At 70.9% G+C, this 26,533-nt stretch carries 25 protein-coding genes, 1 pseudogene and 1 riboswitch; of the genes and pseudogenes, 17 read left to right on the forward strand and 9 right to left on the reverse strand.

Going from position 1 to position 26,533, the window contains the following annotated elements; translation table 11 throughout:
• Nucleotides 1-188: 188 nt before the first annotated feature.
• Nucleotides 189-1,382 (reverse strand): sulfotransferase, encoded by a 1,194-nt coding sequence (locus AB0I03_RS09500; protein ID WP_360409178.1) that lies wholly within the window; start codon nt 1,380-1,382, stop codon nt 189-191.
• An 81-nt stretch (nt 1,383-1,463) separates the two neighbouring features.
• Here AB0I03_RS09500 and AB0I03_RS09505 point away from each other — a divergent pair, with 81 nt between their 5' ends.
• The 5 genes and pseudogenes from AB0I03_RS09505 to AB0I03_RS09525 all read left to right on the forward strand — a co-directional run.
• Entirely contained in the window at nt 1,464-2,375 is a 912-nt protein-coding gene (locus tag AB0I03_RS09505) for a fructosamine kinase family protein (RefSeq protein WP_360409181.1), read from the forward strand.
• Between the two features lie 17 nt (nt 2,376-2,392).
• Nucleotides 2,393-3,433, forward strand: coding sequence for a GTP 3',8-cyclase MoaA (gene moaA, locus AB0I03_RS09510; protein WP_360409184.1), 1,041 nt, complete (start codon nt 2,393-2,395; stop codon nt 3,431-3,433).
• A complete protein-coding gene (locus tag AB0I03_RS09515) occupies nt 3,430-3,675 on the forward strand; it encodes a MoaD/ThiS family protein (RefSeq protein ID WP_360409187.1) in 246 nt (81 codons plus the stop codon). The genes moaA and AB0I03_RS09515 overlap by 4 nt, the downstream gene beginning before the upstream one ends.
• Nucleotides 3,676-3,992: 317 nt before the next feature.
• On the forward strand, nt 3,993-5,192 hold the full coding sequence (locus AB0I03_RS09520; RefSeq protein ID WP_360409190.1) for a UvrD-helicase domain-containing protein: 1,200 nt from the start codon (nt 3,993-3,995) through the stop codon (nt 5,190-5,192).
• A gap of 549 nt (nt 5,193-5,741) precedes the next feature.
• Nucleotides 5,742-6,665: pseudogene (locus AB0I03_RS09525) on the forward strand (chromosome partitioning protein); the annotation flags it as partial.
• Here the strand turns inward: AB0I03_RS09525 and AB0I03_RS09530 are convergent.
• On the reverse strand, nt 6,593-7,228 hold the full coding sequence (locus tag AB0I03_RS09530; RefSeq protein ID WP_360409193.1) for a TetR/AcrR family transcriptional regulator: 636 nt from the start codon (nt 7,226-7,228) through the stop codon (nt 6,593-6,595). The pseudogene AB0I03_RS09525 and the gene AB0I03_RS09530 sit on opposite strands and share 73 nt — an antisense overlap.
• Nucleotides 7,229-7,382: 154 nt before the next feature.
• Nucleotides 7,383-7,549, forward strand: a riboswitch (cobalamin riboswitch).
• 81 nt (nt 7,550-7,630) lie between these two features.
• Here AB0I03_RS09530 and AB0I03_RS09535 point away from each other — a divergent pair.
• From AB0I03_RS09535 to AB0I03_RS09555, 5 genes are all read left to right on the forward strand, one after another.
• The gene (locus tag AB0I03_RS09535; protein ID WP_360409196.1) at nt 7,631-8,938 is read left to right on the forward strand and encodes a hypothetical protein; all 1,308 of its coding nucleotides are present in this window, start codon (nt 7,631-7,633) and stop codon (nt 8,936-8,938) included.
• 364 nt (nt 8,939-9,302) lie between these two features.
• Nucleotides 9,303-9,905 carry a hypothetical protein gene (locus AB0I03_RS09540; RefSeq protein ID WP_360409199.1) on the forward strand — a complete coding sequence of 201 codons (603 nt, stop codon included), beginning with the start codon at nt 9,303-9,305 and terminating at the stop codon, nt 9,903-9,905.
• A 118-nt stretch (nt 9,906-10,023) separates the two neighbouring features.
• Nucleotides 10,024-11,133 (forward strand): CbiQ family ECF transporter T component, encoded by a 1,110-nt coding sequence (locus AB0I03_RS09545; protein ID WP_360409202.1) that lies wholly within the window; start codon nt 10,024-10,026, stop codon nt 11,131-11,133.
• A complete protein-coding gene (locus tag AB0I03_RS09550) occupies nt 11,130-12,806 on the forward strand; it encodes an ATP-binding cassette domain-containing protein (protein WP_360409205.1) in 1,677 nt (558 codons plus the stop codon). The genes AB0I03_RS09545 and AB0I03_RS09550 overlap by 4 nt, the downstream gene beginning before the upstream one ends.
• Nucleotides 12,790-13,662: an ECF transporter S component gene (locus tag AB0I03_RS09555; protein ID WP_360409208.1), complete on the forward strand. Its 873-nt coding sequence runs from the start codon at nt 12,790-12,792 to the stop codon at nt 13,660-13,662. The genes AB0I03_RS09550 and AB0I03_RS09555 overlap by 17 nt, the downstream gene beginning before the upstream one ends.
• A gap of 62 nt (nt 13,663-13,724) precedes the next feature.
• On the opposite strand, the gene AB0I03_RS09560 is transcribed toward AB0I03_RS09555, so the two are convergent.
• The gene (locus AB0I03_RS09560) at nt 13,725-14,090 is read right to left on the reverse strand and encodes a VOC family protein (protein ID WP_360409211.1); all 366 of its coding nucleotides are present in this window, start codon (nt 14,088-14,090) and stop codon (nt 13,725-13,727) included.
• Between the two features lie 82 nt (nt 14,091-14,172).
• Here AB0I03_RS09560 and AB0I03_RS09565 point away from each other — a divergent pair, with 82 nt between their 5' ends.
• A complete protein-coding gene (locus tag AB0I03_RS09565; protein WP_360409214.1) occupies nt 14,173-15,111 on the forward strand; it encodes a WYL domain-containing protein in 939 nt (312 codons plus the stop codon).
• Between the two features lie 94 nt (nt 15,112-15,205).
• Here AB0I03_RS09565 and AB0I03_RS09570 read toward each other — a convergent pair whose 3' ends face one another.
• On the reverse strand, nt 15,206-16,459 hold the full coding sequence (locus tag AB0I03_RS09570; protein ID WP_360409217.1) for a hypothetical protein: 1,254 nt from the start codon (nt 16,457-16,459) through the stop codon (nt 15,206-15,208).
• A gap of 352 nt (nt 16,460-16,811) precedes the next feature.
• On the opposite strand from AB0I03_RS09570, the gene AB0I03_RS09575 reads away from it, so the two are divergent.
• Entirely contained in the window at nt 16,812-18,299 is a 1,488-nt protein-coding gene (locus tag AB0I03_RS09575) for a hypothetical protein (protein ID WP_360409221.1), read from the forward strand.
• Entirely contained in the window at nt 18,296-18,679 is a 384-nt protein-coding gene (locus tag AB0I03_RS09580; protein WP_360409224.1) for a hypothetical protein, read from the forward strand. The genes AB0I03_RS09575 and AB0I03_RS09580 overlap by 4 nt, the downstream gene beginning before the upstream one ends.
• Before the next feature lie 105 nt (nt 18,680-18,784).
• On the opposite strand, the gene AB0I03_RS09585 is transcribed toward AB0I03_RS09580, so the two are convergent.
• The gene (locus AB0I03_RS09585) at nt 18,785-19,072 is read right to left on the reverse strand and encodes a metalloregulator ArsR/SmtB family transcription factor (RefSeq protein ID WP_360409227.1); all 288 of its coding nucleotides are present in this window, start codon (nt 19,070-19,072) and stop codon (nt 18,785-18,787) included.
• 56 nt (nt 19,073-19,128) lie between these two features.
• On the opposite strand from AB0I03_RS09585, the gene AB0I03_RS09590 reads away from it, so the two are divergent.
• Both AB0I03_RS09590 and AB0I03_RS09595 read left to right on the forward strand, forming a co-directional pair.
• Entirely contained in the window at nt 19,129-19,443 is a 315-nt protein-coding gene (locus AB0I03_RS09590; RefSeq protein ID WP_360409230.1) for a cupin domain-containing protein, read from the forward strand.
• 145 nt (nt 19,444-19,588) lie between these two features.
• Complete coding sequence (locus AB0I03_RS09595; protein WP_360409233.1) at nt 19,589-20,398, forward strand: hypothetical protein; 810 nt, start codon at nt 19,589-19,591, stop codon at nt 20,396-20,398.
• A gap of 94 nt (nt 20,399-20,492) precedes the next feature.
• On the opposite strand, the gene AB0I03_RS09600 is transcribed toward AB0I03_RS09595, so the two are convergent.
• Nucleotides 20,493-21,089 carry an XRE family transcriptional regulator gene (locus tag AB0I03_RS09600; RefSeq protein ID WP_360409236.1) on the reverse strand — a complete coding sequence of 199 codons (597 nt, stop codon included), beginning with the start codon at nt 21,087-21,089 and terminating at the stop codon, nt 20,493-20,495.
• A 178-nt stretch (nt 21,090-21,267) separates the two neighbouring features.
• On the opposite strand from AB0I03_RS09600, the gene AB0I03_RS09605 reads away from it, so the two are divergent.
• On the forward strand, nt 21,268-22,791 hold the full coding sequence (locus tag AB0I03_RS09605; RefSeq protein ID WP_360409239.1) for an MFS transporter: 1,524 nt from the start codon (nt 21,268-21,270) through the stop codon (nt 22,789-22,791).
• 83 nt (nt 22,792-22,874) lie between these two features.
• Here the strand turns inward: AB0I03_RS09605 and AB0I03_RS09610 are convergent, their stop codons facing one another.
• Complete coding sequence (locus tag AB0I03_RS09610) at nt 22,875-23,336, reverse strand: hypothetical protein (RefSeq protein ID WP_360409242.1); 462 nt, start codon at nt 23,334-23,336, stop codon at nt 22,875-22,877.
• A 1-nt stretch (nt 23,337) separates the two neighbouring features.
• Nucleotides 23,338-23,910: a TetR/AcrR family transcriptional regulator gene (locus AB0I03_RS09615; RefSeq protein ID WP_360409245.1), complete on the reverse strand. Its 573-nt coding sequence runs from the start codon at nt 23,908-23,910 to the stop codon at nt 23,338-23,340.
• Between the two features lie 156 nt (nt 23,911-24,066).
• Between AB0I03_RS09615 and AB0I03_RS09620 the strand changes: the two genes are divergently transcribed.
• A complete protein-coding gene (locus AB0I03_RS09620; protein WP_360409248.1) occupies nt 24,067-25,638 on the forward strand; it encodes a carboxylesterase family protein in 1,572 nt (523 codons plus the stop codon).
• A gap of 122 nt (nt 25,639-25,760) precedes the next feature.
• On the opposite strand, the gene AB0I03_RS09625 is transcribed toward AB0I03_RS09620, so the two are convergent.
• Nucleotides 25,761-26,444: a formylglycine-generating enzyme family protein gene (locus AB0I03_RS09625; protein WP_360409251.1), complete on the reverse strand. Its 684-nt coding sequence runs from the start codon at nt 26,442-26,444 to the stop codon at nt 25,761-25,763.
• Between the last annotated feature and the right edge of the window lie 89 nt (nt 26,445-26,533).

A 26,533-nucleotide genomic window follows, 5' to 3' on the forward strand; every position in this document is an offset into this window, starting at 1 on the left:
CCTCCGTATGCAGTTCGGCTGCAAGGTTTCGGCCGGTCGGGTGGAGCACCACCCGCATGGCGCTCCGCCCGACCGATTCCAACGTAGCGGCCGGGTACGACATTTTCTGAGTGAGCGCACCTGAGCAGGCGCGACGAGCAGAGCGAGGCCGGTCCGATTCGGACCGGCCTCGCTTCGTTCACCTCAGGCTAGAAGCCGAGGCGGCCGTAGTCGCCGAAGGCCTCCTCGACGTCGTCGAGTTCGATGCCGTAGCGCGACAGGTGGTACTCGTGGCTGCGGCGCATCCCCGGGCGGGCCAGGACCTGCTCGAGGTTGGACTCCTCCGCGTCCGTCCAGTCCAGGCCGAGCTGCGCGAACAGCTTCGCCATGAGCGTGTGCGGGTCGGCCGTGAAGGAGTGGTACGGCACGTCGACGAAGCGCTCGCGCGAGGCCGCCGCGCGCACCGCGCGCGCCTTGGACACGCCCGTGCCGAAGATGTCGAGCCATTCCGGGCCGATCTTCGCCGGGTCGTAGGAGCGGTGGTGCAGCGCCCGCCCGGTCTCCACAAGGGAGCACCAGGAGCCCATGACGGTGGACGGGTCGCGGTGCATCCACACGATCTGCGCGTCGCCGAAGACCTTGAGAAGTATGTCGAGGTTGAACAGGTGGAACGGCGACTTCAGCACCCAGCGCCGGCGCGGCTGGTTCCACTGCAGCACCTGGAGGACGCGCTTGAGGTGCTCGTAGTCCTCGGTGTAGTCGCGCTCGTCGGCCCAGCGGCGGTACGCGGGCATCGCCGCCCGGGTGATGAACTGGTACCCGTGGGGCAGCGCGAACACGCACTCCTCGGGCTGCATCGCGTTCATGGGGTGGATGAGGTCCCACACCGGGGAGGCCTTGCTCGCGAGGGAGGCCATCTGCTGGGCGTCCTTGATGAGCTTGTCGCGCAGCTTCGGGTCGATGTCGCCGCGGTGGGTGTTCATGAGCTCCCACATGAGCGGGGCCCGGTTCCCCTCGGGCTGGATGAGGATCTTGTGGGTGACGGTGGTGGCCGTGCGCGGGAGGCCGACGACCACGATGGGGCGCTCGATCGGCTCCTGGGCGATCTCGGGGTGCTCGCTGATGAGCCGCTCGACCCGCAGGTGGTTGGTCATGCGGCGGGTGAGGTCGTCGGTGAAGCCCTGCCAGCCGACCATCGAGAGCGTGTCCTGCTTGGCGACCTCGCGCAGCAGGAAGCGGTAGGAGTCGACGAACTCCCGGGCCACGTCGGCATCGGCCTCCGCCCGGCGCTCGGCGCGGTGGACCATCCGGTCGAACACCTGGTCCACTCGGGAGCGCTGGGACGCGACCCGTGGCGCGCTGATGGTGTTGACGGCGGTGAGCCAGCGGGCGGTGCGGCGCATGGGGCCTCCAGAGCAAAGGGGTACCAACACGAAGAGTTTTGCATGCCTGGTCCCCCGATCGCCTTCAGCTACATTGGGTTCGTGGAACCAGCCCTCGACCTCGAACGCCTTCGCCTGCTGCCCGAGCTCATCGAGCACCAGCGCGTGCGCACCACCCCGGTGAAGGCGAGCGACTTCGCGGTACCCCTGGCCGAGCCGCGCCCGTTGCGGGCGACCGCACAGCGCCTCACGTTCGACGACGGCTCGCACTTGTTCGCCAAGCTCGCGGAGCACGCCCCGGCCGACTACCTCGCGGCCGAGGCGAACGGGCTGCGGTGGCTGCGCGAGGCCACGCCCGCCGCGGTCGAGCCGCTGTACGCCGACGAGCGGCTGCTCGTCGAGCCGTGGATCGAACCGGCCGCGCCGACCCGCGAGCACGCCTTGGAGCTGGGCCGCCAGCTCGCGGCGATGCACGACGCGGGCGCGGACCGCTTCGGCGCGCCCTGGCGCGGCTACATCGGCGAGACCTTCATGGACAACGGCGAGGCCGACGCCACCTGGGCCGAGTGGTACGCCGCCAAGCGCATCGAGCCGTACCTCAAGCCCTCCCGGGACAACGGCGCACTGGACGCGGCCGACGTCGCCGCCCTCGAGGCCCTGGCCGCGAAGCTCCCCGGCCTCGCCGGACCCGAGGAGCCGCCCTCGCGCACCCACGGCGACCTGTGGTGGGGCAACGTGCACTGGGGCGCCGAGCGGGCCTGGCTCATCGATCCCGCCGCGCACGGCGGCCACCGCGAGACCGATCTGGCGAACCTGCGGCTGTGGGGCGGCCTGCCGATGTTCGACGCGGTCGTCGCCGGGTACACCGAGGTCCACGCCTTGGACGCCGGATGGGAGGAGCGGACGCCGCTCCACCACCTGTTCCCGCTGCTGGTCCATACAACGCTCTTCGGACGGATGTATCGCGACCAATTGCTGGGAATCGTGTCTCACTTTACGAAACTGTCATATTGACGAACTAGGCTCGACGCATGGCAGCACCGACTCCGACCCAGGGGACCGCGAACACGCCGTCCCCGGCTCTCGGCCTGCGTGACCGGCACGGCCGCACCGCCACCGACCTGCGCGTCTCCCTCACCGACCGGTGCAACCTGCGCTGCACGTACTGCATGCCCGAGGCCGGGCTGCCGTGGCTGCCCAAACCCGAGCTGCTCACTGACGAGGAGGTCTCGCGCCTCGTCGGCATCGCCGTCCGCGACCTCGGCGTCAACGAGGTGCGGTTCACCGGCGGCGAGCCGCTCCTGCGCCCCGGCCTGGTCGGTATCGTCACCGCCGCCGCGGCCCTCGCCCCGCGTCCCGAGATCTCCTTGACCACCAACGCGATCGGCCTCGAACGCCTCGCCGCCCCGCTCGTGGCGGCCGGGCTCGACCGCGTCAACGTCTCCCTCGACACCCTGAACCCGGGCACGTTCAAAGAGCTCGCCAAGCGCGACCGCCTCGAGGCCACCCTGCGCGGCATCGAGGGCGCGGCCGCGTCCGGGCTCGCGCCCGTCAAGCTCAACACCGTGCTCATGCGCGGCGTCAACGACGCCGAGGCCCCGGCCCTGCTGCGGTTCGCCATCGCCCACGGCTACCAGCTGCGGTTCATCGAGCAGATGCCGCTGGACGCCGCGGGCGTGTGGCGCCGGGACGAGATGGTCACCGCCGCCGAGATCCTCGAAGCCCTCAAAGCCGAGTTCGACCTGGTCCCCGACCCGGCCCACCGCGGCTCGGCCCCGGCCGAGACCTGGCTGGTCGACGGCGGCCCCGCGAAGGTGGGCGTCATCGGCTCGGTCACCCGCCCGTTCTGCGGCGACTGCGACCGCACCCGCCTCACCGCCGACGGGCAGGTGCGCAACTGCCTGTTCGCGCGCGGCGAGACCGACCTGCGCGGCCTCCTGCGCGATGGCGCGTCCGACGCGGAGATCGGCGCGCGCTGGCGCGAGGCGATGTGGGGCAAGCTGCCCGGGCACGGGATCGACGACCCGTCGTTCCTGCAGCCGGCCCGCCCGATGTCGGCGATCGGAGGGTGAGCGTGGTGACGGTGCGGTACTTCGCGGGTGCGAAGGCGGCCGCGGGGGTCGGCGAGGAGCAGGTGCCCGCCGCCGATGTCGCGGAGTTGAAGGCGGTGCTCGCGAAGCGGCACGGCCCGGTGCTCGACAAGGTGCTGTCCGCCTCGACGCTGCTGGTGGACGGCCTGGCAGCGAAGGATCCTGCGACCGTGCTCCCGGCGGGAGTGACGGTGGAGGTGCTGCCGCCGTTCGCGGGCGGATGAGGCCGGGGCGGATGGACCGGTATCGACACCGCGCGGGCGCGGTGCGCGGCCCGGCGGGACCGCGGAATGCGAAAGCGGATATTCCGGATTTGTCCGCGCGGCGGCCCCCTATCCATGACCGTATGCCAAGGGTCCGACACGCATCGGTGTCGGCGGCTCGCGGGGTCGGCCGCGAAGCGGTCGAACGCGAGTCACACTCTGGAGTGTGCGTCGCATGCTTCGAGTCGCCGGGCGAGAATGCTTCGCGACCTGGGGTGCGACCCGCCCGGGCGGGAGCCGCTTCGGGGTACGCGCCGTCTGTCTGCGAGGATGCATAGGTGCGCCGTCCTGATGAACGCAAGCAACCGCAGGTGGCGTCCCCGCTGTTCGAGCTCTCCGCGGGCATGCGGACCACCGCCGAGCGGCGCCGCCGCGCGCAGCGGTCCCACCACTCCAGGTACGTCCGCGAAGCCGTGCCGATGCCCGAACCGGCGTTGACGACCCGGACTCCCGATCCCTGGCTGGCGTCCGCGCCCCTGCTCACGGGCATGGACGAGGTCGGCGCGGGCCTGCTCGACTCACTGGACGCGATGCAGCGCGTCGCCGCCTCCGCCGGACGCGGCCCGCTGCTTATCAACGCCTCCCCCGGGACCGGCAAGACGCATCTGCTCATCCGCCGCGTCGCCTACCTCGTGCAGGAGCTGGGCGTGCCCGCCCGCCAGTGCCTGGTCCTCGCCGCGTCCGCGACCGGCGCGGCCCGCATCCGCCGCGACCTGGGCGCGCTCATTGGCCGTGAGGCGGCTTCGATCACCGTCGCCGAGTTCGACGACTTCGCCGCCGCGAGCCCGCCCGAGCTCGGGCACGTCTTCATCGACGACCTGCCGCGCATGCCTATGCGCCTGTTCCGCCAGGTCACCGAGCATCGCGGGAGCGAAGCGGACATCACCGCCACGGGCGATCCCGATTCGGCCCTGGTCACCGGCGAGCCCGCCGCGTTCGCGGCCTTCAGCGAGCAGTTCCCGCAGGCGCACGTCATGCGCCTCTCGCGCAACCACCGCAGCCCGGCCGCCGTGCTCGTCGCCGCGTCGCAGGTGATCGAGCCGATCAGCCGCGTCCCCGGCCGGCTCGTGCAGCCCGAGCGCCCCGCGCTCGAAGGCTCCGGGATCGGCCGGTACTTCGCGATCGACGCCGACGACGAGAAGCGCTTCGTCGAGGACCTCACCGACCGCCTCGCCGAACTCGGCGTCGCGCCCGAGGAGCTCGCGGTGATCGGTCCTGACGGCATGTCCGTCGCCGAAGCGGCCGAAGGCGAGTTCCGGGTGGTGTGCCTCACTGGGGTGACCGCTGAGGACTGGCCGAACACGGCCACCGCCCGTCGCGCGCTGTACGTCGCGCTCGGGCGCACGCGGGACCTCGCCTACGTGAGCCACACGGGCGCGGGCTCGCCGCTTCTGGCCGATGTGGACCAAGGGCTGTTCAGTCCATTCGGGATGGTGCCGCAGGATCGTTCGGGCCCTGAGCAGCCGCGACTGCTGTAAGGGTCGCGGGGGGAGCCGAGCCGAGTTCCCACGCGATGACGCGCGTATGGGCCACAATAGTCGGGTAACCGCACTCTGACGCTGAGCGCATCCGCGCGCTGGGAGGCCCCGATGGAGCACACCGAAGAGGACACTGTGCCTCTGCACCGGCCGGATGCTCCGGGTTGGTCTCCGTTCGCACCCCCTGAGGTGAACGAGCAGTACCAGTCGTCTTCGGAAGTGCAAGAGCAGCACAGCGCCCCTGAGGACGTCATGAACCAGCCGAACCGCGCCGTGGCCGATGCGATCCGCAATCCGCGCAGTGGCGACCATGTGCCGAGCGCACCGCCGCCGCCCGCGACTCCGATGCCGGGCCCGGGGTCCTATGAGGCGCCGCCCTCGCAGTACGAGGCCCCGCAGGCCTCCGCCGGCGGAGACGGCTGGCCCGCCCCGCCCGCGACGTCACCCTCGGATCACCAGGTCGGCGCACCGCCGGCGTCCAACTCGCCAGTGCATGTTCCGATCCCGGTGTTCCCCGACCATGCGGGCGCGCTCGAACGCCTCGGCGTGACCGCCGACGACTTCGCGTCCCGCCGGGTCGTGCCCCCGCGCCCGCCCGTGGCCGAGACCGGCCTGCGCGGCGCGCTCCACCGCTTCAGCCTCGGCATGGTCGCCCTCCCGCCCGGCCCGCGCGAACGCGCCCGCCAGCGCGCGGTCGACACCGTGCGCCGCAATTTCGGGGGCCTGCGGCAGATCACCGTGGTGAACCCGAAGGGCGGCGCGGGCAAGACCGTCGCGGTCCTCATGCTCGCCATGACCTTCGGCCGTCACCGCGGCGGGTACGTGCTCGCGTGGGACAACAACGAGACGCAGGGGACCCTGGGCATGCGCGCCCAGCAGGACTTCCATGTGCGGACCGTGCGCGACCTGCTGCGGGACCTCGATCATTTCCGCGGCCCGACCGGGCGCATCGGCGACCTCTCGCAGTACGTGCGGGCCCAGGGCGGCGCGATGTTCGACGTGCTGGCCTCGGACGAGTCGGCGACGGCCGGGGAGATGCTCACCTCGCGGGCGTTCGGGGACCTGCGTGAGGCGGTGTCGCGCTTCTACAAGCTCATCGTGGTCGACACGGGCAACAATGTGCGGGCGGCGAACTGGCAGGCGGCGATCGACGCGACCGACCAGCTGGTGGTGACGATGTCGGCCCGCAACGATTCGGCGGAGACCGCGGCGCGGATGCTCGACCACTTGGAGCAGACGGGCCGCCGGGACCTGGTGCGCGGGGCGGTGTCGGTGGTGTCGATGCCCGCCCACCGCAAGGACGTGGACCTGCCTGCGGTGCAGCGGCATTTCGCGGCCCGCACGAGGGCGGTCCTGCTGGCGCCGTATGAGAAGCTGCTCGACTCGGGGGAGCCGATCCGCTACGACTCGTTGAGCAAGGCGTCGTCGTCGGCCTGGCTGCGGATCTCCTCGTCGGTCGCCGAGGGCCTGTAGGCGGCCAGGAGCCCGACGAGTCCGATCGCGGCTTCGGCGAGGCGGTGGTCGTCCTCGTCGGCGTGGCCGAGGACGAGCGCGCCCTGGATGAACACGAGGACGGTGCGGGCCAGCCGGTCGGGGTCGGTCTCGGGGTCCATCTCGCCGCGCTCGACCGCCCGTGCCAGGATCGCGGCGAGATCGCGTTCGAGTTCGGTCCAGGCCTCCTGGACGCGGCGCATGGTGGCGGGGTCGTCGGCCAGTTCCACCGCGGCGCGCACCACGAAGCCGCCCTCTTTCGAGTGGCGGGCGACGACGTCGAGCAGGTCGGCCACGACTCGCGGCGCGTCCACCCGCTCGTCGCCCTTGCGGTCGAGGGCGCGGTGGGCGATCGAGCGGAGCTCGGGTTCGGTGTCCTCTCGGTAGCGGCCCAGTGCCGTGATGTAAAGCTGATGCTTGGAGCCGAATGCGGCGTAGAGTCCGGCGCGGTTCATGCCGGTGGCCGCGACGAGGTCCGACATGGAGGTGGCGGAGAACCCGCGCTCCAGGAAGACCCGTGTCGCAGCGCGAAGGACTCTGTCCAAATCGGCGTTCTTATTTCTGCTCACGTTGTGCACCGTATCGACACCCGGTGCTACGGGTCAATAACCGGAAGGCGAGAGTTCACTCGCGTGGCGCGAGTGAACGGCTGCACTGTGCGACCGGTCAGCTTGACACCCAGCGAATCCACCCGCGAGAATGACCCCAAACTGAACAGGCGCCAGGCGGGGGAAGTCCGGTGAAAGGCCGGCGCTGACCCGCAACGGTAGTCGCGGTCCGTGAACTCGGACAACTGCTGAGCACCCTTCTTTACGCTCGGTCCACCCGCGTGAGCCCGAATGCCCGCCGACGCCACCTGAATTTGTCAACGCCTGTCGTGGTCTACAGGCGCTTGCGGCGCCGCCGCCTGCCCGAAGACCCAACTCGCTCTAGGAAAGGTCAGGCAATTGCGCCACCTGCCCGCACGACTGCTGGCCGCCGCCGCGGTCGTGCCCATCTCCATCTTCGCCTCCGCCGCACCGGCGCAGGCCCAGGAAGCCCCGTTCGCGCAGCCCGCCCAGGCTGCCGCGTCCTGGCTCGTCACCCAGTCGGACGGCACCTCCTGGAACACGGACGTCTCGTCCTCGCTTGAGGCCGTCATCGCCCTGGAGGCCGCCGGTGTCGGCGGCGACCAGGTGCAGGCCACCCTCGAGTGGCTCAACAACAACGACATCCTCACCCCGTACGTGATGCCCACGCCCGAAGGTGCCACTGAGCCCGCGCTGAACGCCGGGTCGGCCGGGAAGGTCATGTACACCGTCGCCACCGCCGGCGGCGACCCGACGAACTTCGGCGAGATCCGCCTCGCCGCCGAGGTCGCGGCCTCGCAGGCCGCGAACGGCACCTACGGCGACGGCACCGCCGCGTCGACCGCTTGGGCGGTGCTCGGGCTCTCGCGCACCGACACCCCGGCGGGCGCGGAGGCCGCGGCCGGCCTGGCCGCGATCCAGTGCCCGGACGGCGGGTTCAACTTCATGGACGTCGACGGCGGGGACGACTGCGTCTCCGACCCCGACACGACCGGCCTGGTCGCTTCCGCACTGGCGACGCTCGGCGAGCCCGCTTCGGTCTCACTGGACGCCGCCGTGGCGTGGCTTGAGGGCGCGCAGGCCGAGAGCGGCGGGTTCGACAACGGCTTCGGCGAGAACGCGAACTCGACCGCGATGGCCGCGCAGGCGTTCCTGGCCGCTGGTCGCGACGACGCCGCCGAGCGGGCGGTCACGTTCCTCCTCGAGCTGCAGTTCGACTGCACCGCCGACCAGCCGGGCGCGATCATGTACACCGACCCGGAGGACCCCGAGTTCGGTGAGGCTTCGCGCCTGCTGGCGACCGCGCAGGCGATCGTGCCGATGGCGGGCCAGGACCTCGCGACCCTGGACGCCACGAACATCGAGGCCGCCGTGCCGGGCACCGGCTGCGAGAGCGCCGACGCCGGTGACCAAGGCGCTGGTGAAGTCGACGCCGAAGGTGACGACGAGGGTTCGACCTCGTGGCTGCCGTGGGTGATCGGTGCCGCCGTCGTGGTGCTGGCCGCGCTGATCATCGGCTTCGCGATGAAGTCGCGTCGCGGCGGCAACGCCACTGACGCCGATGCAGCCCCGGCTGCGGAGGTGGCGCCTGCGGACGAGCCGAAGGGCGAGTCGGACAAGGGCGCGGTCGAGCCCAAGGACGACTCCGGCGAAGCGACTGCGAACGACGACACCGACAAGCAATAGTCGGCACGTGTCCCGAAGCGAACGAAACGCAGGCAGCGCCCGCCGGTCCGGCGGGCGCTGCCTGCGCGCTCAACGAGTGTCGACGCGACGCCCGCCTCGCATGGCGGGCCCCGCCGCGATGTTCAGCGCGCTCGTTGCCGCCGCAGCGCGCGGCGATGTCGTACCCGGATGGCACCCTCGGTCTTGGGGGCGTCGCAATCGGACACACCCGACCTCGGGGGCCGTGCGAGCCCGCTCGCGCGGGCCGCTCCGGCCGGGATGTCGTACCCCCGTGGGACTGTTGGTTTCGGGGGCGTCGCGCGCCGACACGCCCGATCCCGGGTGGCGGCGACCCGCTAGCACCGAAACGCGCCGCCCGCGCGCGGTGGCGGCAACCGCCACAAGCCGCCGCCTCGCCGCGCTGGCCGCGACGCTCTTCACCGCGCTCTGCTTCATCGCGGTCCCGGCCTCGCCCGTCTCCGCTCAGTCCGGGTGCACCGATGTCACCGTCGTGGTCGACTTCGGTCCGCTCGCGGCCGATGATTCGACCGCACCCGCGACCGGCTGCGCCGCCGATCCAGCGAACGGGTTGGACGCGCTCGCGCGGGCCGGGTTCTCCGTCACCGAAGTGGCTTCGATCCGCGGCATGGTCTGCCGGATCGACGAACTCCCCGAGAGCACTTGCGCCACAGCGCCTCCCGCGAAGGAGTACTGGTCGTACTGGCACGCCGAGGCCGGTGACACCGAATGGTCGTACTCGCCCGTCGGCGGCGCTGACTCCAGCCCGGACGCGGGCGATGTCGAAGGCTGGTCCTTCGGCGACGGCGCCGCGCCCGCCCTCTCGCCCGCCGACGCCGCAGCCGCGACCGAAGGCGTGGAGGCCGAAGCGCCCCAGGACCGTTCTTACACTTGGCTTTTCGCCGTCGCCGCGCTCGCCGTCATCGCCGGGCTCGTGTTCTGGCGTGTGCGCCGCGACCGGCGCGCGTGAACGGGCGCAACGGAACCAGCATGCCCGCGAACTTCCGACGCCTCGCCCCCAACGCAGCCCGGTGCAATGGAGGCACGACGGCCCAGCGCATCGCCCGCACCGCAATCCGGCGGCCCGCATGAACCGGACGCGCACCGCCGCCATGCCGAAGACCGCCCGCCACACCATCCACCCCGTGGCCTGGTGGGGCTGGGCGCTGCTCCTCGCCACCGCGGCCGGGCGCACCGGGAACCCGTGGCTGCTCCTGCTCATCGTCGCCGTCGCCGGCCTGGTCGTCACCTGGTGCCGCGGCTCGGAGCCCTGGTCGGGCGCGTACCGCGTCTTCCTCCTCATCGGACTCAGCGCGATCGCCCTCCGCATGGCGTTCTACATCGTCTTCGGCGGCTCCGACGGCCCCACCGTCCTCTTCTCCCTCCCCTCCGCGACCCTCCCCGAATGGGCCGCCGGCTTTCGGCTCGGCGGCGATGTGACCGCCGAAGGCGCGCTCGCCGCCGCCTACGACGGCCTGCGGCTCGCCACCCTCCTCGTCTGCATCGGCGCGGCGAACGCGCTCGCGAGCCCCCGCCGCCTCCTCCGCTCGGTCCCGGCCGCACTGTACGAAGTGAGCGTCGCGGTCGTCGTCGCGCTGTCCGTCGCGCCGCAGCTCGTCGAGAGCGTCGGACGTGTCCGGCGCGCTAGAGCGTTGCGCGGCAACACGAGTCGCAGCCCCGCGAACCTCATGCGCACGGTCGTCTCACCGGTGCTGCACGACGCGCTCGACCGGTCGCTCGCGCTCGCCGCCGCGATGGCCTCGCGCGGGTACGGCCGCGCCGCGGGCATTCCCGTCCCGGCCCGCCGCGCCACCAGCGCCGCGCTCCTCATTGGACTCATCGGTCTCTGCGCGGGCGCGTACGCACTCCTCAGCGCCGCGACGCCCGCGCCGCTCGCCTGGACCACCGTGGCCTTTAGCGCGGCCGTGTCGGTCTTCGGCATCGCGTTCGCCTCCAGGCGGGTCCCGCACACCCGCTACCGTCCCGACCGCTTCGGCGGGCGCGACTGGGCGATCGTCGCCTCTGGCGCCGCGGCCGTCATCGGGACCGTCCTCAGTGGCATCCACGAGCCGGCGGCGCTGTGGCCCGCCACGAATCCGCTCACGGTGCCCGACCTGCCGATGTGGGCCGCGGGCGGCATCCTCCTCGCCACCGCGCCCGCCCTGCTCGCGCCGTCCTCAAGAGGAGGAACACCATGAACCCCGGCGGGATCGCCTTCGACCACGTCACCTTCGCGTACGCGGGCACGCCCGTGCTCGACGACGTCTCCTTCGACCTCCCCGAAGGCGAGTTCTGCCTGCTCGTAGGCCCCACCGGCGCGGGCAAGTCGACGCTTCTCAAGGCCGTGAACGGCCTCGTCCCGCACTTCACCGGCGGTACGATCACCGGTCGGATCACCGTGGCGGGCAGGGAGATCCGCGACTCGACTCCCGCCGATCTGGCCGACCTCGTCGGCTATGTGGGGCAGGATCCGTTGGCGGGCTTCGTGACCGACGAGGTCGAACGGGAGCTGGCGTACACCGCCGAGCAGCTCGGCGTCGACCCCGCGGCGATGCGCAAGCGCGTCACCGAGATCGTCGACCTCCTCGGCCTCGCCGACGTGCGCGACCGCGACCTCGCCGCCCTCTCCTCCGGCCAGCGCCAGCGGGTCGCGATCGGCGCGGCTCTCGTCGCCGGACCGGCCGCGCTCGTCCTGGACGAGCCGACCTCCGCGCTCGATCCGACCGCCGCCGACGAGGTGCTCTCGGCGCTGCACCGGCTCGTGCACGACCTCGGCGTCACGGTGCTCCTCGCCGAGCACCGGCTCGAACGCGTCGCGCAGTACGCCGACTCGGCGCTGCTCCTCAACGGCGGCAAGGTGACCGCGGGTCCGGTCGGCGAGATTCTGGGCGCGTCGCCGATCGCCCCGCCCGTGGTGGAGCTCGGCCGCCTCGCCGGGTGGCCCGGCCCGCCGGTGACGATCCGCGAGGCCAGGCGCCACGCCGCCGGGCTGCGTGGAGCCCTGGCCGGGCACCAGCCGATCGCGAGCGCCGCGCCCGGCCGCAAGAGCGCCTCGTCCGAGGCCGGCCCGCCGCTGCTCGAGGCCCGCGGCGTCCGCGTCGACTACCCCGGCGGGGTCCGGGCCGTCAACGGCGTCGACCTCATCGCGGGTCGCTGCGAGCGCATCGCGCTCATGGGCCGCAACGGTTCCGGCAAGTCCAGCCTTCTGTGGGCGTTGCAGGGCACCGGGAAGCGCTCGGGCGGCACGGTCGCGATCGGCGGCACCGACCCCGCGGCCCGCAAGCCTGCCGAGCGTCGGACCCTCGCCGGACTCGTCCCGGCCGAGCCCGCCGACCTCCTGTACGCCGAGACCGTCGCGGCCGAATGCGAAGGCGCCGACCGGGACGGCCGCGTTCCGCCCGGCACCTGCGCGAAGATCCTCGACGATCTTGTGGAGGGCATCGACGCGGACGCCCACCCGCGCGACCTCTCCGAGGGCCAGCGCCTCGCGCTCGCCCTGGCTGTGACCCTCACAGCCGCACCGCCGTTGCTGCTGCTCGACGAGCCGACTCGCGGCCTGGACTACCCGGCGAAGGAGGCGCTTGCGGCGCGCCTGGGCAAGCTCGGCGATGCCGGGCATTGCGTGGTCGTCTCGACCCATGATGTGGAGTTCTGCGCCGAGTTCGCGAGCCGCGTCGTGATCCTCTCGGATGGCGAGGTGGTCGCGGACGGTCCGGCCCGCCAGATCGTCGCCGCTTCGCCGATGTTCGCCCCGCAGGTCGAGAAGGTCCTGCCGGGTTGGCTGACGGTGTCGGAGGTGGCGGAAGCCCTGGGACGAAGCGAGACCAGCGGCACCGCTGCGAGCGGGACGGGCGATGACGATCGAGCCTGAGCCGCAGCCGTCGGCCCGGCCCTCGGCCAACGGAGACGCGGCACCAACGAGCACGCCCCTATCGAAACCGCAGGTCGCAGCTCCGCGCCCGGTCGTTCGCTGGAAGGCCGCGCTCGCGCTCACCCTGGCGGCGGGGTTCGGGCTGGTCGCGATGTCGTGGCCGCTGCTCGCGGCCCCGGGCGGGGCGTTGACCGAGACCACTTCGGGCCCTTGGCTGTTCGCGCTGCTGCTGCCACTGGTCACCGCCGTCGTGCTCCTCCAGCTGACCGACGGCGGGCTCGACGCCCGCGCGGTCGCCATGCTCGGCGTGCTCTCGGCCGTCGTCGCGGCGGTGCGTCCGTTCGGGGCGGGCGCGGCCGGGGTGGAGACGGTGTTCTTCCTGCTCATCTTGGCGGGCAGAGTGTTCGGTCCCGGCTTCGGGTTCATCTTGGGCTGCACGGGCCTGTTCGCGTCGGCGCTGCTCACGGGCGGTGTGGGACCGTGGCTGCCGTACCAGATGTTCGCGGCGGCGTTCGTCGCGCTCGGCGCGGGGCTCCTGCCGCGAACGCCAGACACGCGCCCAGGCCGGACGACCGAACTGGCGATCCTGGCGGTCTACGCCGCGCTCTCCTCCATCCTCTATGGACTGCTGCTCAACCTCTCCTTCTGGCCCTTTGCGATCACGCACGGAAACCTCGCGTACGTGCCCGGCGGCGGCTTCAGCGAGAACATCTCCCGACTTCTCGCCTATTCGCTCGCGACCTCGCTGGGCTGGGACATCGGACGTGCGATCACCACGGTCGCACTCGTGCTCCTGACCGGCCCGCTCCTGCTGCGCGTCATGCGCAGGGCCGCCAGGAAGGCCAACTGGGTCTGAGACCGGCCGCCCGACAGAAGGGACGACCGGCCCCAGGCCGCTAGGGCGAACTCAGGCGCCGATCAGTCGACGGGCGCGACCCGGATGAGGTTGCCGTCAGGGTCGGCGACCACGAACGTCCTGCCGAACACCTCGTCCTGCGGCTCCGAGACGACCCGGACGCCTTTCCCCTTCCAGTCGGCGAACAGCTCGTCGACCGACTCGGGCGCGCCCTTCACCGCGAGGCACACCTCGCCGGTGCGCACGCCGACCTCGGCAAGGGCGACCTCCGAACGGCTCCACAGTGCGAACTGGACGCCGCCGCCGATGTCGAACGCGACGAAGCCCGGCGTCTCGAAACTCGGCGCCATGTCGAAGAGGTCGCCGTAGAAGCGGGCCGCGGCCGGCGCGTCGCTCACATAGACGATGAACATGTTCGGTGCGGGCATGATGCCCCCCTTTCTCGTGGAAGGCGCCACCGTAGCGGGGAAAGGTGCCAGGATCCGTCATGTTCGATGCGAGTATCGGGCTGTGACTCCCGACAGGTTCTTCTCTCTCCTGGTCTCGTTGCAGTCGCGGCCGGAGACGACCGTGGCCGCGCTGGCCGAGGAGACCGGCGTCTCGCCCCGGACCGCCATCCGGGACCTGCACTGGCTCCAGGACGCCGGCTTTCCGATCCTCATGCGCCGCGGCCGATACGGGGGCGTGTCGATGCTCCCGGGCGGGTCCCTGGACACCGCGCGCCTGACCCCGGGCGAACGCGAGCACCTGGCGCTCACCGGCCTCGACTCCGACCAGCGCCGGCGGCTGGGGGTCGAGGAGGTCAGCGGTCGCGCGCTGCGCAAGATCGCGAGCGCGCGGCCGGCTGAGGGCCTGCTGCCCGTCGGCGACCTCGTCGTCAGCGACAACCGGCCGTGGTACGGGCGCGAGCCCGAGGGTGTCTCACCCGCTGAGCTCATCGGCGACCTGCGCCGCGGCGTGCGCTTCCGGGTCGCCTACCGGAGGCAGGGCGGGGAGGAGCGCCTGCGGACCGTCGACCCGTACGGGCTCTTCGCCAAAGGCGGTCGCTGGTACCTCGTCGCGGACGAGCTCGGCGAGCCGCGCCTGCTGAACCTGCACCGGATCGCGGGCTGGAAAGCGCTGGACGTCCCGCGGCGGCTCCGGTCCGGCGTGCGCCTGGCGGAGGTCGCCGCCGAACTGGCGTCGTCGTGGGAGACCTCCGGTGACCTGGAAGTCCACCTGCTCATCCAGAAGCACCAGGTCGAACGGGCCGAGCGCTTCCTGGGCAGCCGCCTTGCGCTCGGGGAGTCTATTGGGGACGGCCGGACCGCGGCGGTGTTCCGCTGCCGCGTGCTTGAGGATGTACGCCAGCTGTTGGCGTTCGCCGACTCGATCACGGTCACCGGCCCGCCCGAGGCCCGCACGAAGCTCACCGAGCTCGCGACGCAGATCCTCCGCCACTACGAATGAGTGCGCGTCCAGGTCCGCCGACGCTTCCGGATCCGGCCTACGAGAGGTCGAACAGGGTGACGAGGGCGGCCCTTGCCGTCACGGACAGTCCGAATCAGCCAGTGAGTTCGGTGGCGAGCTTTTCGAACTCGGCGGCGATGTCGGCGTCGGCCTGGCTGTAGGTCTCGGCGCATTGGCGCAGGCCGTCGGCGTGGTGGGCGATGGACGCGCTGAGCAGGCCGGTGAGGTTCGACAGTTCCGCGCAGCCTTCCGTGAAGGCCTCCGCGAAGAAGAGGCCGGGCAGGCCCCAGGTCATCTCGGCCGCGCCCGCTTCGCCTGCGACCGTGGCGATCGCCTCCGCGTTCGGCGCCAGATCGTCCAGGGCCCCGGCCGCCGCTTCGAGCTCACCGGGGTCGACCGCCCATTGGGCGGCGTCGCCGACCAGGGCGGTGATGGTCCCCGTTTCACCGCCGAGCGCATCGGAGACGTGGCCGTAAATGTCGGCCGCCGCGCCCTTCGCGGAGTCGACCACGGCGGTGCCCGCGACCGTCAGGAGCTCCTTCCACAGGCGGTACTCCCCGGCCGCGCGGTTCACGACCGGGTTGGCGCGCAGGAACTTGAGCAGCTTCATGAAGATCTGCGAGGCGAACTGGAACTTCCTGGTTGCCTTGAGAAGCATCCGCGACGCGGAGACCACGGCGTCCATCACGAACGCCACGACCGAAGCGCCCGCAGTGGCGACGCTCGTCGCCAGCGCCACGACCCCGCGCGTGACCGCCCACGAGACGAGCTCGGTCAGGATCGCCTTGATGACCTCGTAGATCGTCTCGGCGAGTATGCGGGCCCAGGCGAGGATCGCGGCGACGTCCTTGGCGCGCTGGCCCATCGAGCCCGCGGTCGCGGCGAGGCCGCCGATGGCGTTCCCGGCCGCGGCGGCGGCTTCACCGTCCCATGTGGTCACATTGGCATCCGCTGCGACTGCGATCTCCTCATCGAGCGCGCCGAGGGCGGCTTCGACCTGGCCGAGGACGTCGATCTGGCGCTGCATTTCGGTGGCGTCGCCGGAGACCATCATGAGCAGTTCGTCGAGGGGCTGTACGAGGTCGAGGATGATGGTGATTCCGGCGCTGACGAGGGTGCCGATGGGGTCGGTGAGGACGCCCATGACGTCGGCGCCGAGCCCTTTGATCTCGCCTCCGATGGCGAGGCCGGTGCTGAGGGCGCTCTCGCTGCCGGCGTTCTTGACTGCTTCAGCGGTGGCGGTGTAGCGGCTGACGAACGGCACGGAGGTCCATTGTGTACCGGACTCCTGCGCTTCGACCTCGTCATAGGCGGTGATGTCGGAACCGTGAAGGTCGGTGTCACTCAAGGCAAGTCCCATCGGCGAGTGGCGTGGTCACTCGAACCGTATGGGCCGCTGGGCGATTTGCGCGGGAACGACACCTTTAGCGAGGCGTGTCTTCGAACCGTCTAGACGTTTTCGTACATGACGGCGTGTCGCGCTTGACCGGATCTGCGCCGTGTGTCAATCTCGGAAAACGTGCAGTGCACGTGACTCCAGAGAGAACTGAATATGGCCGGTGGGCCGCCCCAAGACCGCGAAATCACGTGGCGGCCCACCTTTCAACCAGGAAGGCGAGCCTCCCATGGCACGGTCCACCCTACGCGAAAACAGGCGTAGCGCAACACATCAAAACGCCACCACCGTGAACCAAGCAGGCATGCGCGTGCTCGTTCAGCAGGCGTTCTACCAGCACGATTACCTCGGCCCGGGTGCCGAGCTTGTCGAGATCACCGGACAGGGTGAAGGCGACGGCTACTACGACTGGGCGGGCCGCCGCCTCTTCCTCGCCGACGGCGAACCCGACCCGATGTGCCCCGGCGCGTACCGTTACCAGCACAACCCGGCGTGCTGCGACCTCCAGGCGCCCGAGTCCGACCCGCGTTCCCCGCGCTACGAACCGATGCACTTGCGCCACAAGCCGGGCGACACCTGGATCATCGACACGAACCGCCCTCACGACCCGTTCGACCCCGGCCCGTTCGGCACGCCCGGCTGGCGCGAGGACCGACGCACCGGCCGCCACCGCCGCGACGAAACGCCCGATCCGCTCCCCGCCGAAGGCTGGACGCCGCCCGCCGACGCCTGGTTCCCGGGTACGGCCGACTGGCCCGAACCCGAACCGCCCCAGCCAGAGCCGGGCCGGGCGCCCGACCGCCGCAACGGTTCCGACCACCGGGGTGATTCGGACCGGACCTCTGGCCACCGAAGCCGCTCGGACCAGCCACGGCCCACCCGCGCCGGCGAGCCCTTCGGCGACCCGCAACCCGCTTCGAACGACTGGGGCGGCTCCGACCGGCCGCCGCCGTGGGGCTCACGCGGCCGCCCCGTCCCGTCCGAGCCCGACGAACCGCCGCGCCGCGACCGTTTCTGGGCCGCAGCCGACCGAAGCGCGGGGCCCGATAGCCACGGCTGCAACGCAAGCAGCACTGACCAACCCGCCGACCGCGCCGACCGCGCCGACCGCGCCGACCGCGCCGACCATCGATACCCGAGCGACGACTCCGCGCACGGCGAACATCAATTCTCCAAACTCCGCGAGGACGCCTTCGACCGCTTCATGGCCAACTCCGCGCAGCTGCGAGCCGCCCACTTCCAGCCCGAACGTCCCTACCTGCGCGAACGCGCCGCCTGGGTCCTCCGCTGGCTCCTCTGGGTCCTCGCCTGCGGCCTCGCGCCCATGCCCGCACCACTCAGCACCCGACAACCGCAATCCGATCCCGCTGCACTGCAACCGATCCCGGCTCAGCTCAGCGCCACGACAAGGTCGCAGCCGGACCCGACCCCGGTCACGGCTCCGGATCCGGCCCCGGTCGCGGCTCCGGCCACAGCGCCAACCGACAACCCGAACCGTCCCGACGCCAAACCGGCCGCCATGCCCGGCGCGGCGATCGCCGCCGCCGTCAACGGTGCCCGCGCCGCCCGCAAGGTGATCGCCGCCAGGGAGGCCCGCACCAACTCTGACCTCGCCGTAGCGGTCCGCAACAGTGCCAACCGCGCAAGCACCACCCGACCGCCCGCCGAGCACCTGCGCACCCGACCGAGCGAGACCAGGCGCCGTCCCTCACCGCACCCCGGCCACTACATGGCCGCGTGGGAACAGGCCTTCGACACCGGCGGCACCCTGGTCTTCGGCGGTGCCGCATGATCCCCGACCGCTACACCACCCGCCGCATCCGCGCCCGCTACCTCCAGGCGCTCAACGCCATCCCGCTGCCCGTCCGCCGCACCGACCCTCCCGACCAGATCCTCCCGATCGACCTCGCCGGCCTCCCCGTCCTCGCCACATGCACCATCGACGACCGCGACGTCCGCTACTCGCTCGTCATCGGCCAGACCCGCTTCCGCCTGACTTTCAAGGAGATCCGCCCAGCTCTCATCGGGCACATCATCAACCTCGAGACACCGAGCCCCCGCCTGGTGATCTCCGAACCCCTTCACACCGAGTGGGCTCTGGCCAACGAACCGGTGATCATCGAGCACGGCATGCAGACCTGGCAAGCCAACACGCGAACCTGCAACCGCTGACCAGCCCAACAAAATAGGACTGCCGCCGGGCTCAGCGCCCGGCGGCAGCCCCGCCATCTCATCGCGTTGCGCGAACGCCACTCCGCGGTCGGACCGGAATGCCGGTCAGCGGCTCTCGGCGGCCGCGCTGAGCGCGTTGACCAGGTCGCCGACCTGCGGGGAGGCGAGCCGGTAGCGCATGACGCGTCCGTCCCGTTCGGCCACGACCAATCCCGCGTCACGCAGGATCGCCAGGTGGTTGGAGACGTTCGACTGCGTGGCACCGCTGCGTTCGACCAGTTCGCTCACAGACGCTTCCGCTTCTTCGAGCGTGCGCAGCAGCGCCAGGCGGACTCGGCAGCCGAGCGCGCGGCCGATGTCGAACAAGCGGTCGTCCACGTCGTGATAATCCATCAGGATTCCATGATACATTCGCTTCATATCATTGATTGCTGATATGTGGAGGTCGTATGTCCGACATGGTCTGGTCCCACGTCGATGCCGTACCCGCCCGCAAGCTCACCGAGGGCATCGCCCTGCGTCAGATGTGGGAAGGCGAAGGCGGCCGCTCATGCCACGTCGTCGACATCGCCCCCGGTGCCGTCTGGCCGAACCTCGACGTGCACGAGCCCGGCCCCGAGGAGGTGTTCGTCGTCTCCGGCGTCTTCAACGACGGCGTCCGCGACTACCCGGCCGGATCGTTCATCCACTGCCCGGCCGGATCCAGCCACGTCCCGCAGTCGACCACCGGCTGTCGGCTGTTCGTGTTCTACCCCGAAGGCTGACATCCCGTCGGCACTTGAGCGCCCGTTCCGGTGTACCTCGCACACGGCCTGCGACTTCGCACCAGAGGGGTACAGTCGCTGTCGATCACGGTCGACCACTGTCACGTCCCGGGCAAGGAGTATTCATGAGCGTCCGGTGCGACAGATGACCCCGTATAGGGACGCCGCGCGACGGCTCATGCTGACCTCGGCGCTCGTGCTGGGCCTGGCCCTCTCGGCCGGGTGCGCGATCAACAAGGGCTCGGCACTCGCCGAGCACTTCGAGCAGGAGTGGGCCGACACCGCCGATGTCGCGGAGATCGACACGCATGGCCGCAACACCCTGCCCTTCGCCGGAACGGCCACCGCCACGCTGATCCTCGAGGACGGCACCTCGGCCGAGCGCGTGACGGAACTGGCGCACGAACTCGGGGCGTACGTCGCCGACCATCGCGGGGTCACCGGCGAGATCTCGGCGGGCGGCATCACCTTCGCCGTCGCCCCGAACCGCGAGCGCACCGGTGACGTCGTGGCACTCTGGGAGTCGCTCACGGCCGACGAGCGGGTGGCGAGCGGCCTCATCGACATCGGATACCAGAACGACGACGAGTGGACCATCGAGATCGTCGCGGTCGATGCCGCAGGTGCTCTGGCACTGTTCAAGGAAATGGTCGGCGAGACCGACCAGTACCGGCCGTTCTCCTCAGCCGTGACGTCCCTGCAGATCGACACCGAGCGGGAGGCGGAGCTCTCGGTCCGAGTCAGCACCGATCCTGAAGGGAACGTCCCCGCTGAGGCGATCGCCGCCTATGAGGCGGTGGCCGCTCAGTACCCGGTCGTCAGCGGGGGCCTAGCCCCGGACCGCGCGGGCATCGTCGTGGCAGCGGGCACCGACCTGGTCGAAGCCGGCGAACTCGCCCGGAGTTCGGCCCCCGGCCTCACCGACATCGAGGTCACCGCCGACAGCGGCAACTGAAACTCGACGCCGTGAAAGCCGGCACCCGACTCACTTAGCGCCTGCGGCATCCGAGCCGGCGCCTGGTCTTCGGGATGCCTCCGCACCCGGTGACCTACTCGCTCTGCGACCGTTTCGGCGCCACCCGCACATGCGCCCGCTCGCCCTGCCTGCCGATCAGGCTGAGGAACTCGACCGGCCCGGCGCTCGTCGCCCCGAACCAGTGCGGCGTCCGCGTGTCGAACTCCGCGGCCTCGCCGGGCTTGAGCCGCAGGTCGTGCTCCCCTAGGACCAGGCGCAGCGTTCCATTGAGGACATACGCCCAGTCGAAACCCTCGTGGCTGCGCAGCTCCGGCTCCCGGTCATCGGACCCGGTCGGCAGGATGAACTTGTACGCCTGGATGCCGCCGGGCCTGCGCGTCAGCGGCAGCACGGTCGCCCCGTCCTTGGTGGCGACGGGCCGCATGTTGACCCGCGGATCCCCGGTCGGCGGTGCGTCGACAAGCTCGTCGAGCGTGACCCCGTGCGCGCGGGCCAGCGGCAGCAGCTGCTCGAGCGTGGGCCGCCGCAGCCCCGCTTCGAGCCGCGAGAGCGTGCTCGCCGAAATGCCGGTCTCGGCGGCGAGGTCGGTGAGCGTGACCTCGCGGGCCTGCCGGAGGCGCTTCAGGCGCGGCCCGACCGCGTCGAGCGTGCGTTCAAGTCCGTCGTTCATCGGTCCATCATCCCCGGGATTTTGCTGATCGGCAAGATTACTTGCCCATATGTCAAAGCCGGTCCATTCTTGCCCTGGCCACCGCACATGAAGGAAAGGCAGGCCACCGCGATGACGCACGGCAACACCGAGCACCCCGAACCACACCGCCCGACCGCAGCCTGAAGGGAATCCACCCATGGTCCTCTCCACCGCAGTCCCACCAGCCGAATCCACCATCGACGACCCGCGGCGCCGCCGCGCCATCCTCATCACCGTATGCATCGCGCTCATGGCCGTGATCGCCTCGGTCACCGGGTTGAACGTCGCCCAGCGGGACCTCGCCGTCCAGTTCGGCGCCTCCCAATCCACCGTCCTGTGGATCATCAACACCTACACGATCGCGCTGGCCGCCCTGCTCCTGCCGCTCGGCGCGCTCGGCGACCGCCTCGGGCGCCGCCCGGTCCTGCTCGCGGGCCTGCTCGTCTTCGGCGCGGCCAACGTCGCCGCCGGGCTCGCGACCTCCTCGGAGGCGATGATCGCCGCCCGGCTCGCCAGTGGCGTCGGCGCGGCGATGATCATGCCGGTCACACTCGCCGTCATCACCTCAACGTTCCCGCAGCAGGAACGCTCGCGCGCGATCGGCGTCTGGACGGCCGTCGCCGGAGGCGGCGGCATCCTCGGCATGTACCTCTCGGCGCTGCTCGTCGACGTGGCGGATTGGCGGTGGCTGTTCGCGCTCCCGGTCGCACTCGTCGCGTTCGCCTTCGTCCTGGCGTTGCGGTTCGTGCCGAACTCGCGGGAGCACTCGCCGCACCGGTTCGACGTGGTCGGTTCGCTCGCGTCGGTGGTCGCCGCGGTCGGGCTCATCCTCATGCTGCATGAAGGGCCGGCGAGCGGTTGGACCGCGACGCCGACGCTGCTGAGCTTCGCAGTGGGTGCCGCGGGCGCGATCGCGTTCGTCGTCTGGGAGCGCCGGCACCGCGCGCCGCTGCTGGACGTGCGGCAGTTCCGCGATCGCGGCCTCGCGAGCGGTTCGGTCACGCTCTTGGCGGTGTTCGGGGTGCAGGCGGGGATCTTCGTGGTCATGTTCCCGTTCTTCCAGTCGGTTCTCGGCTGGTCCGGGCTTCGTTCCACCTTGGCGCTCTTGCCGATGATGGTGCTGATGATGGCGGCCTCGGCGCTCGCGCCGCGCGTGGCGGCCCGTGCCGGCGCGCGGTCGACGATGGCCGCCGGTGTCGCGCTCTGCGCCGCGGGCCTGGCGACGATGGCGGTGCTCGTGTCGGTCGACGGCGGCTACTTGTCGGTGCTGCCTGGCATGCTGGTGATGGGACTGGGCATGGGACTTTCGATGACACCGTCCACCGAAGCGATCACGCTCGCCTTGCCTGCGGAGCGGCAGGGCGTCGCCTCCGCTTTGAACGACGTGACACGGGAGTTCGGCACCGCGCTCGGCATCGCTCTCCTCGGCGCGGTCCTGTCCGCCGGGTACCGAAACGCCATCGACGACCGCATCGGGGACCTCGGCGGGCCCGCCGGCGACGCTGCCCGCGCAGGTGTCGCCACCGCCCTCACCGTCCAAGGCCCCCAGGCCGACGCACTGGTCCGGGCCGCCCAGGAGGCCTTCGTGGCCGGATGGCGGCACGCCATGTGGGCAGGCGTCGCCGTCATGGCCGTCCTGTTGATCCACGTCCTCGCCAGAGGCCCGAAGCCACGGGCCTGACCGAGAGCATCCCAGTCACCGGCGCTTCACCGGATTGCCGGGGCCGGGCTCCGGGCCGAGCTCCACCTGCCCGTGCAGACCGGTTACGACGGACCGTCCGCAGGAATGCCTTGGATGCTGCCGCGATAGGGGTGCCGCCTCTTCCAGGTGTCCTCCCATTGCAGAAGGTAGGCGTGGTGCTCGGGCAGGTCGGGACGGAGGAGTCGGATCACGCCGGGTGGCGACGTCAAGGTGAGGAGGAATCGCCAGTACCGCTCGAGTTCCGTTCGGACCTCGTGCATCTCGTAGGCCGCGGCGGTCCCGTCGTAGTCGGTGAGCGTCAGCTCCTCTCGCGTGAAGCGCGCGTCGATGCTCCTGCCCTCCCACTCGACGGGGCCGCCCGCGCCCTCCAGCACCTCGGCGACGGCGTCGAGCGCATCGAGCGCCGCGGCGTAGCTGCCGCCAATCTCCATGGTCATCCAGACGCCGAGCTTCCAGTACCGCTCGTCGTCCGCTTCATAGCGCGGAAGCCCGTGCTCATTCAGGAAGTACCGCTTGATGCCCACCTCAATCGAGGTGGGCCACAAGGCCGCGGAGGCCGGCGGCGATGGCCTTGGGATCGGGGGCGGCGTCCGGGTAGGACATCCATTGCATGACAACGCCGCTGACCAGGGCGAGCTGGACGGCGCCGACGGTGCGGATGGTCTCGGCGTCGATCGTCTCCTCGATTTCACCGGTCGCAAGCGCGGCCATCGCGGCAGTCGCGCCGGGCTGACCCTGGGCGTAGACCTCGGCGAGTTCGGGGGTGCGCTGGGCCTGCATGAACAGCTCGAAGCTCGCCATCCACATGGTCTTGTTGGCCCGCACGTGGTCGATGAGGAGATTCCAGACCGCCTCGAAGCGCTTGGGGCCCTTGGGTTCGTCCAGCTTGGCGAGCTGGGCTTGGAGCCCGGCGTCCCAGTCCTCGAGTGAGGAGAAGAGCGCCTGCTGGAGCAGGGCCTCGCGGGAGCCGTAGTGGTAGCCGATCGCGGCCATGCTCACGCCGGCGGCCGTGGCGATGTCGCGCACCGTGGTGCGGTCGTAGCCCTTCTCGAGCAGGCACTGCTTGGCTCCGTCGAGGAGCGCATCCCGGTTTCCCATGCGGCTGATCCTAACAGCGACCTGCGCATTCGCCTAGCGCGAACGCCTTGCGCAGAATTCTTAGGCGATCGCCTTGCACGTTTGCGCAAATCCTTGGTACGGTTCTGCCAGGCGCGAACGAACCCCGTTCCGCACCAGTCGAAAGCGAGCCCCCCAATGACTTTCCTCAAGACCGCCAAGACCATCGCCGTGAGCCTCGCCGCCGCCGGCATCACCGCCGCCTCCATCGCGTTCGGCGCCGTCACCGCGAACGCGACCAACACCGCCCCGACCCTCGTCGACACCGAACTCGGCGCACTCCAAGGCGCTGCCGCCGACGGCGTCCGCACCTGGCTCGGCGTCCCCTACGCCGCCCCACCCGTGGACGAGTTGCGTTGGGCCTCACCGGAACCGGCAGACTCGTGGGAGGGGGTGCGCGAAGCCACCGATTTCGGCAACGCGTGCGCCCAGGGCGCGGCCCCCATGCCGGGCGTCCCCAGCGACCACGAGGACTGCCTTTACCTCAACGTCTACTCACCCGACTCGAACCGCGACGACCTGCCCGTCATGGTCTGGTTCCACGGCGGCGGCAACACCTACGGCGCCGCCGAGCAGTACGACCCCTCGCGCCTCGTGACCGACGGCCGGACCGTGGTCGTCACCGTCAACTACCGGCAGGGCGTCTTCGGCTCCTTCGCGCACCCCGCCCTCGACGAAGGCGGCGAGACCACCTCCGGCAACTACGGGCTCGAAGACCAGCAGGCCGCGATGCGCTGGGTCCAGGAGAACGCCGAAGCGTTCGGCGGGAACGGCGACAACGTCACCATCTTCGGCGAATCCGGCGGGGGCTTCGATGTCTGCGCCCACCTCACTTCGGCCACCTCCGCGGGCCTCTTCGACAAGGCGATCATGCAGAGCGCCCCGTGCGGATCCACTTGGGCCCCTTCGCGAGAGGCAGGCCAGGACCGTGACATTGCAGTCGCCGAGCAGCTCGGATGCACCGACCCGTCCGAGGCCGAAGCCTGCCTTCGAGCGCTCGATCCCGAGGACCTGAACGCTGCCACGGTGAACCTCCAGGAGTTCCAGCCGGTCGACGGCGGTCCGGTCATGCCCGTCGCCACCGCCGACGCGATCGCCGCCGGCAGCGTGAACGACGTGCCCGTCCTCACCGGCATCAACCGCGACGAGAACCAGCTCATGACGGGCGGCATGGAAGTCCTCACCGGGCATGTGATGACCGCCGAGGAGTACCACCCCACGCTGGTGGACCAGTTCGGCGAGGACGCCGACGCGATCGCCGCCCAGTACCCGCTGAGCGACTACGAGAACCCGGCGAAGGCGCTTGCTGCGGTGCAGACCGACGCCGACTGGGCCGCGAACCTTTCTACCACTGTGGACATACTTTCGAAGCAGGTCCCGACCTACGCCTACGAGCTGTCGGCGAGCGGAACCCCGTACTTCAACGACTTCCAGGCCCCTTCGTGGGAGATGGACGCGTTCCACATGGTCGACGTCGCCTTCCTCTTCGACACCACGATCTTCGCCGAGCGCAGCGCCGAGGTCGAGCCCTTGGCCGACCGGATGGTCAAGGCCTGGAGCACCTTCGCCCGCACCGGCGACCCTGACGGCCGCGGCCGCTGGACCGAGGCCGACGGCGACTGCGTCCGCCAGCTCACCCCCGAGGGCGCCCGGACCATCGACTTCGCCGACGAGCACCACCTGGAGTTCTGGGAGAGCCTGAACGCGTAGAGGGTGGTGATGTCTAGGGGGCGCAGGGCCATTGGCCTTGCGCCCCTTGTATTTTGCAGTGCCTGCCGACGCTGCTGGGCGAGACGCCGCGCGGACGGCTGCGCTGCGTGGCATACCGCGATTCAACGCGGCATGTTGCGGGCCACTCGGAATCCGAGGTCGTCGATGCTGAGCGTGGGCATGGTGCGGCGGCGTACACCGGCCCGGCAGGACCAGTGCTCGTCGAACCAGCCGCCGCCCTTGATCACGCGGTAGTCCCGGTAAACCGCGGCGTCGTAGATGTCCCAGCACCACTCCCAGGCGTTGCCGATCATGTCGTACAGGCCCCAGGCGTTGGCCGCCAGCTCGCCGCCGCGGTGCAGGCGCTCGCCGGAATTGCCGCGGTACCAGGCGATCTCGCCGAGTTCGCCGTAGCGGGGGCCGGTGGTCCCGGCCCGGCAGGCGTGCTCCCATTCGGCTTCGGTGGGCAGCCGGTAGCCGTCGGCAGCGCGGTCCCACACCACCGCTTCGCGCTCGCCCGGCCCGCTCTCGCCCGCTTCAGCGCTGCTCGCCTCGCCGGTGATCGCGTAGGCGGGCTGGAGGCCCTCCAGCTCGGAGATCCGGTTGCAGAAGCGGACGGCGTCGAACCAGGACGTGCTCGTCGCGGGCAGCAGGTCATCGCCGTCGACTTCGAAGCCGTACGCCTCGCCGATCGCGCGGCACGTGACCTGCAAGGGCGACAACAGGAACGGCGCCACCTCCACCGTCCAGCTCCGCTCGGTGCGTCGGTCGGCGATGGTCACGGAACCGGCCTGGATCGTCTGCATCGCCGAATCCTAAGCCGCATCGCGCCCGCGCCGCCGGTCGCGAGGACGCGCGCCCAGCAGTGCCGCACAGCCGCATGGCAGGGCGAAAG

Origin of the sequence: Glycomyces sp. NPDC021274, from assembly GCF_040641195.1 — a bacterium.
Lineage (GTDB): Bacteria > Actinomycetota > Actinomycetes > Mycobacteriales > Micromonosporaceae > Glycomyces.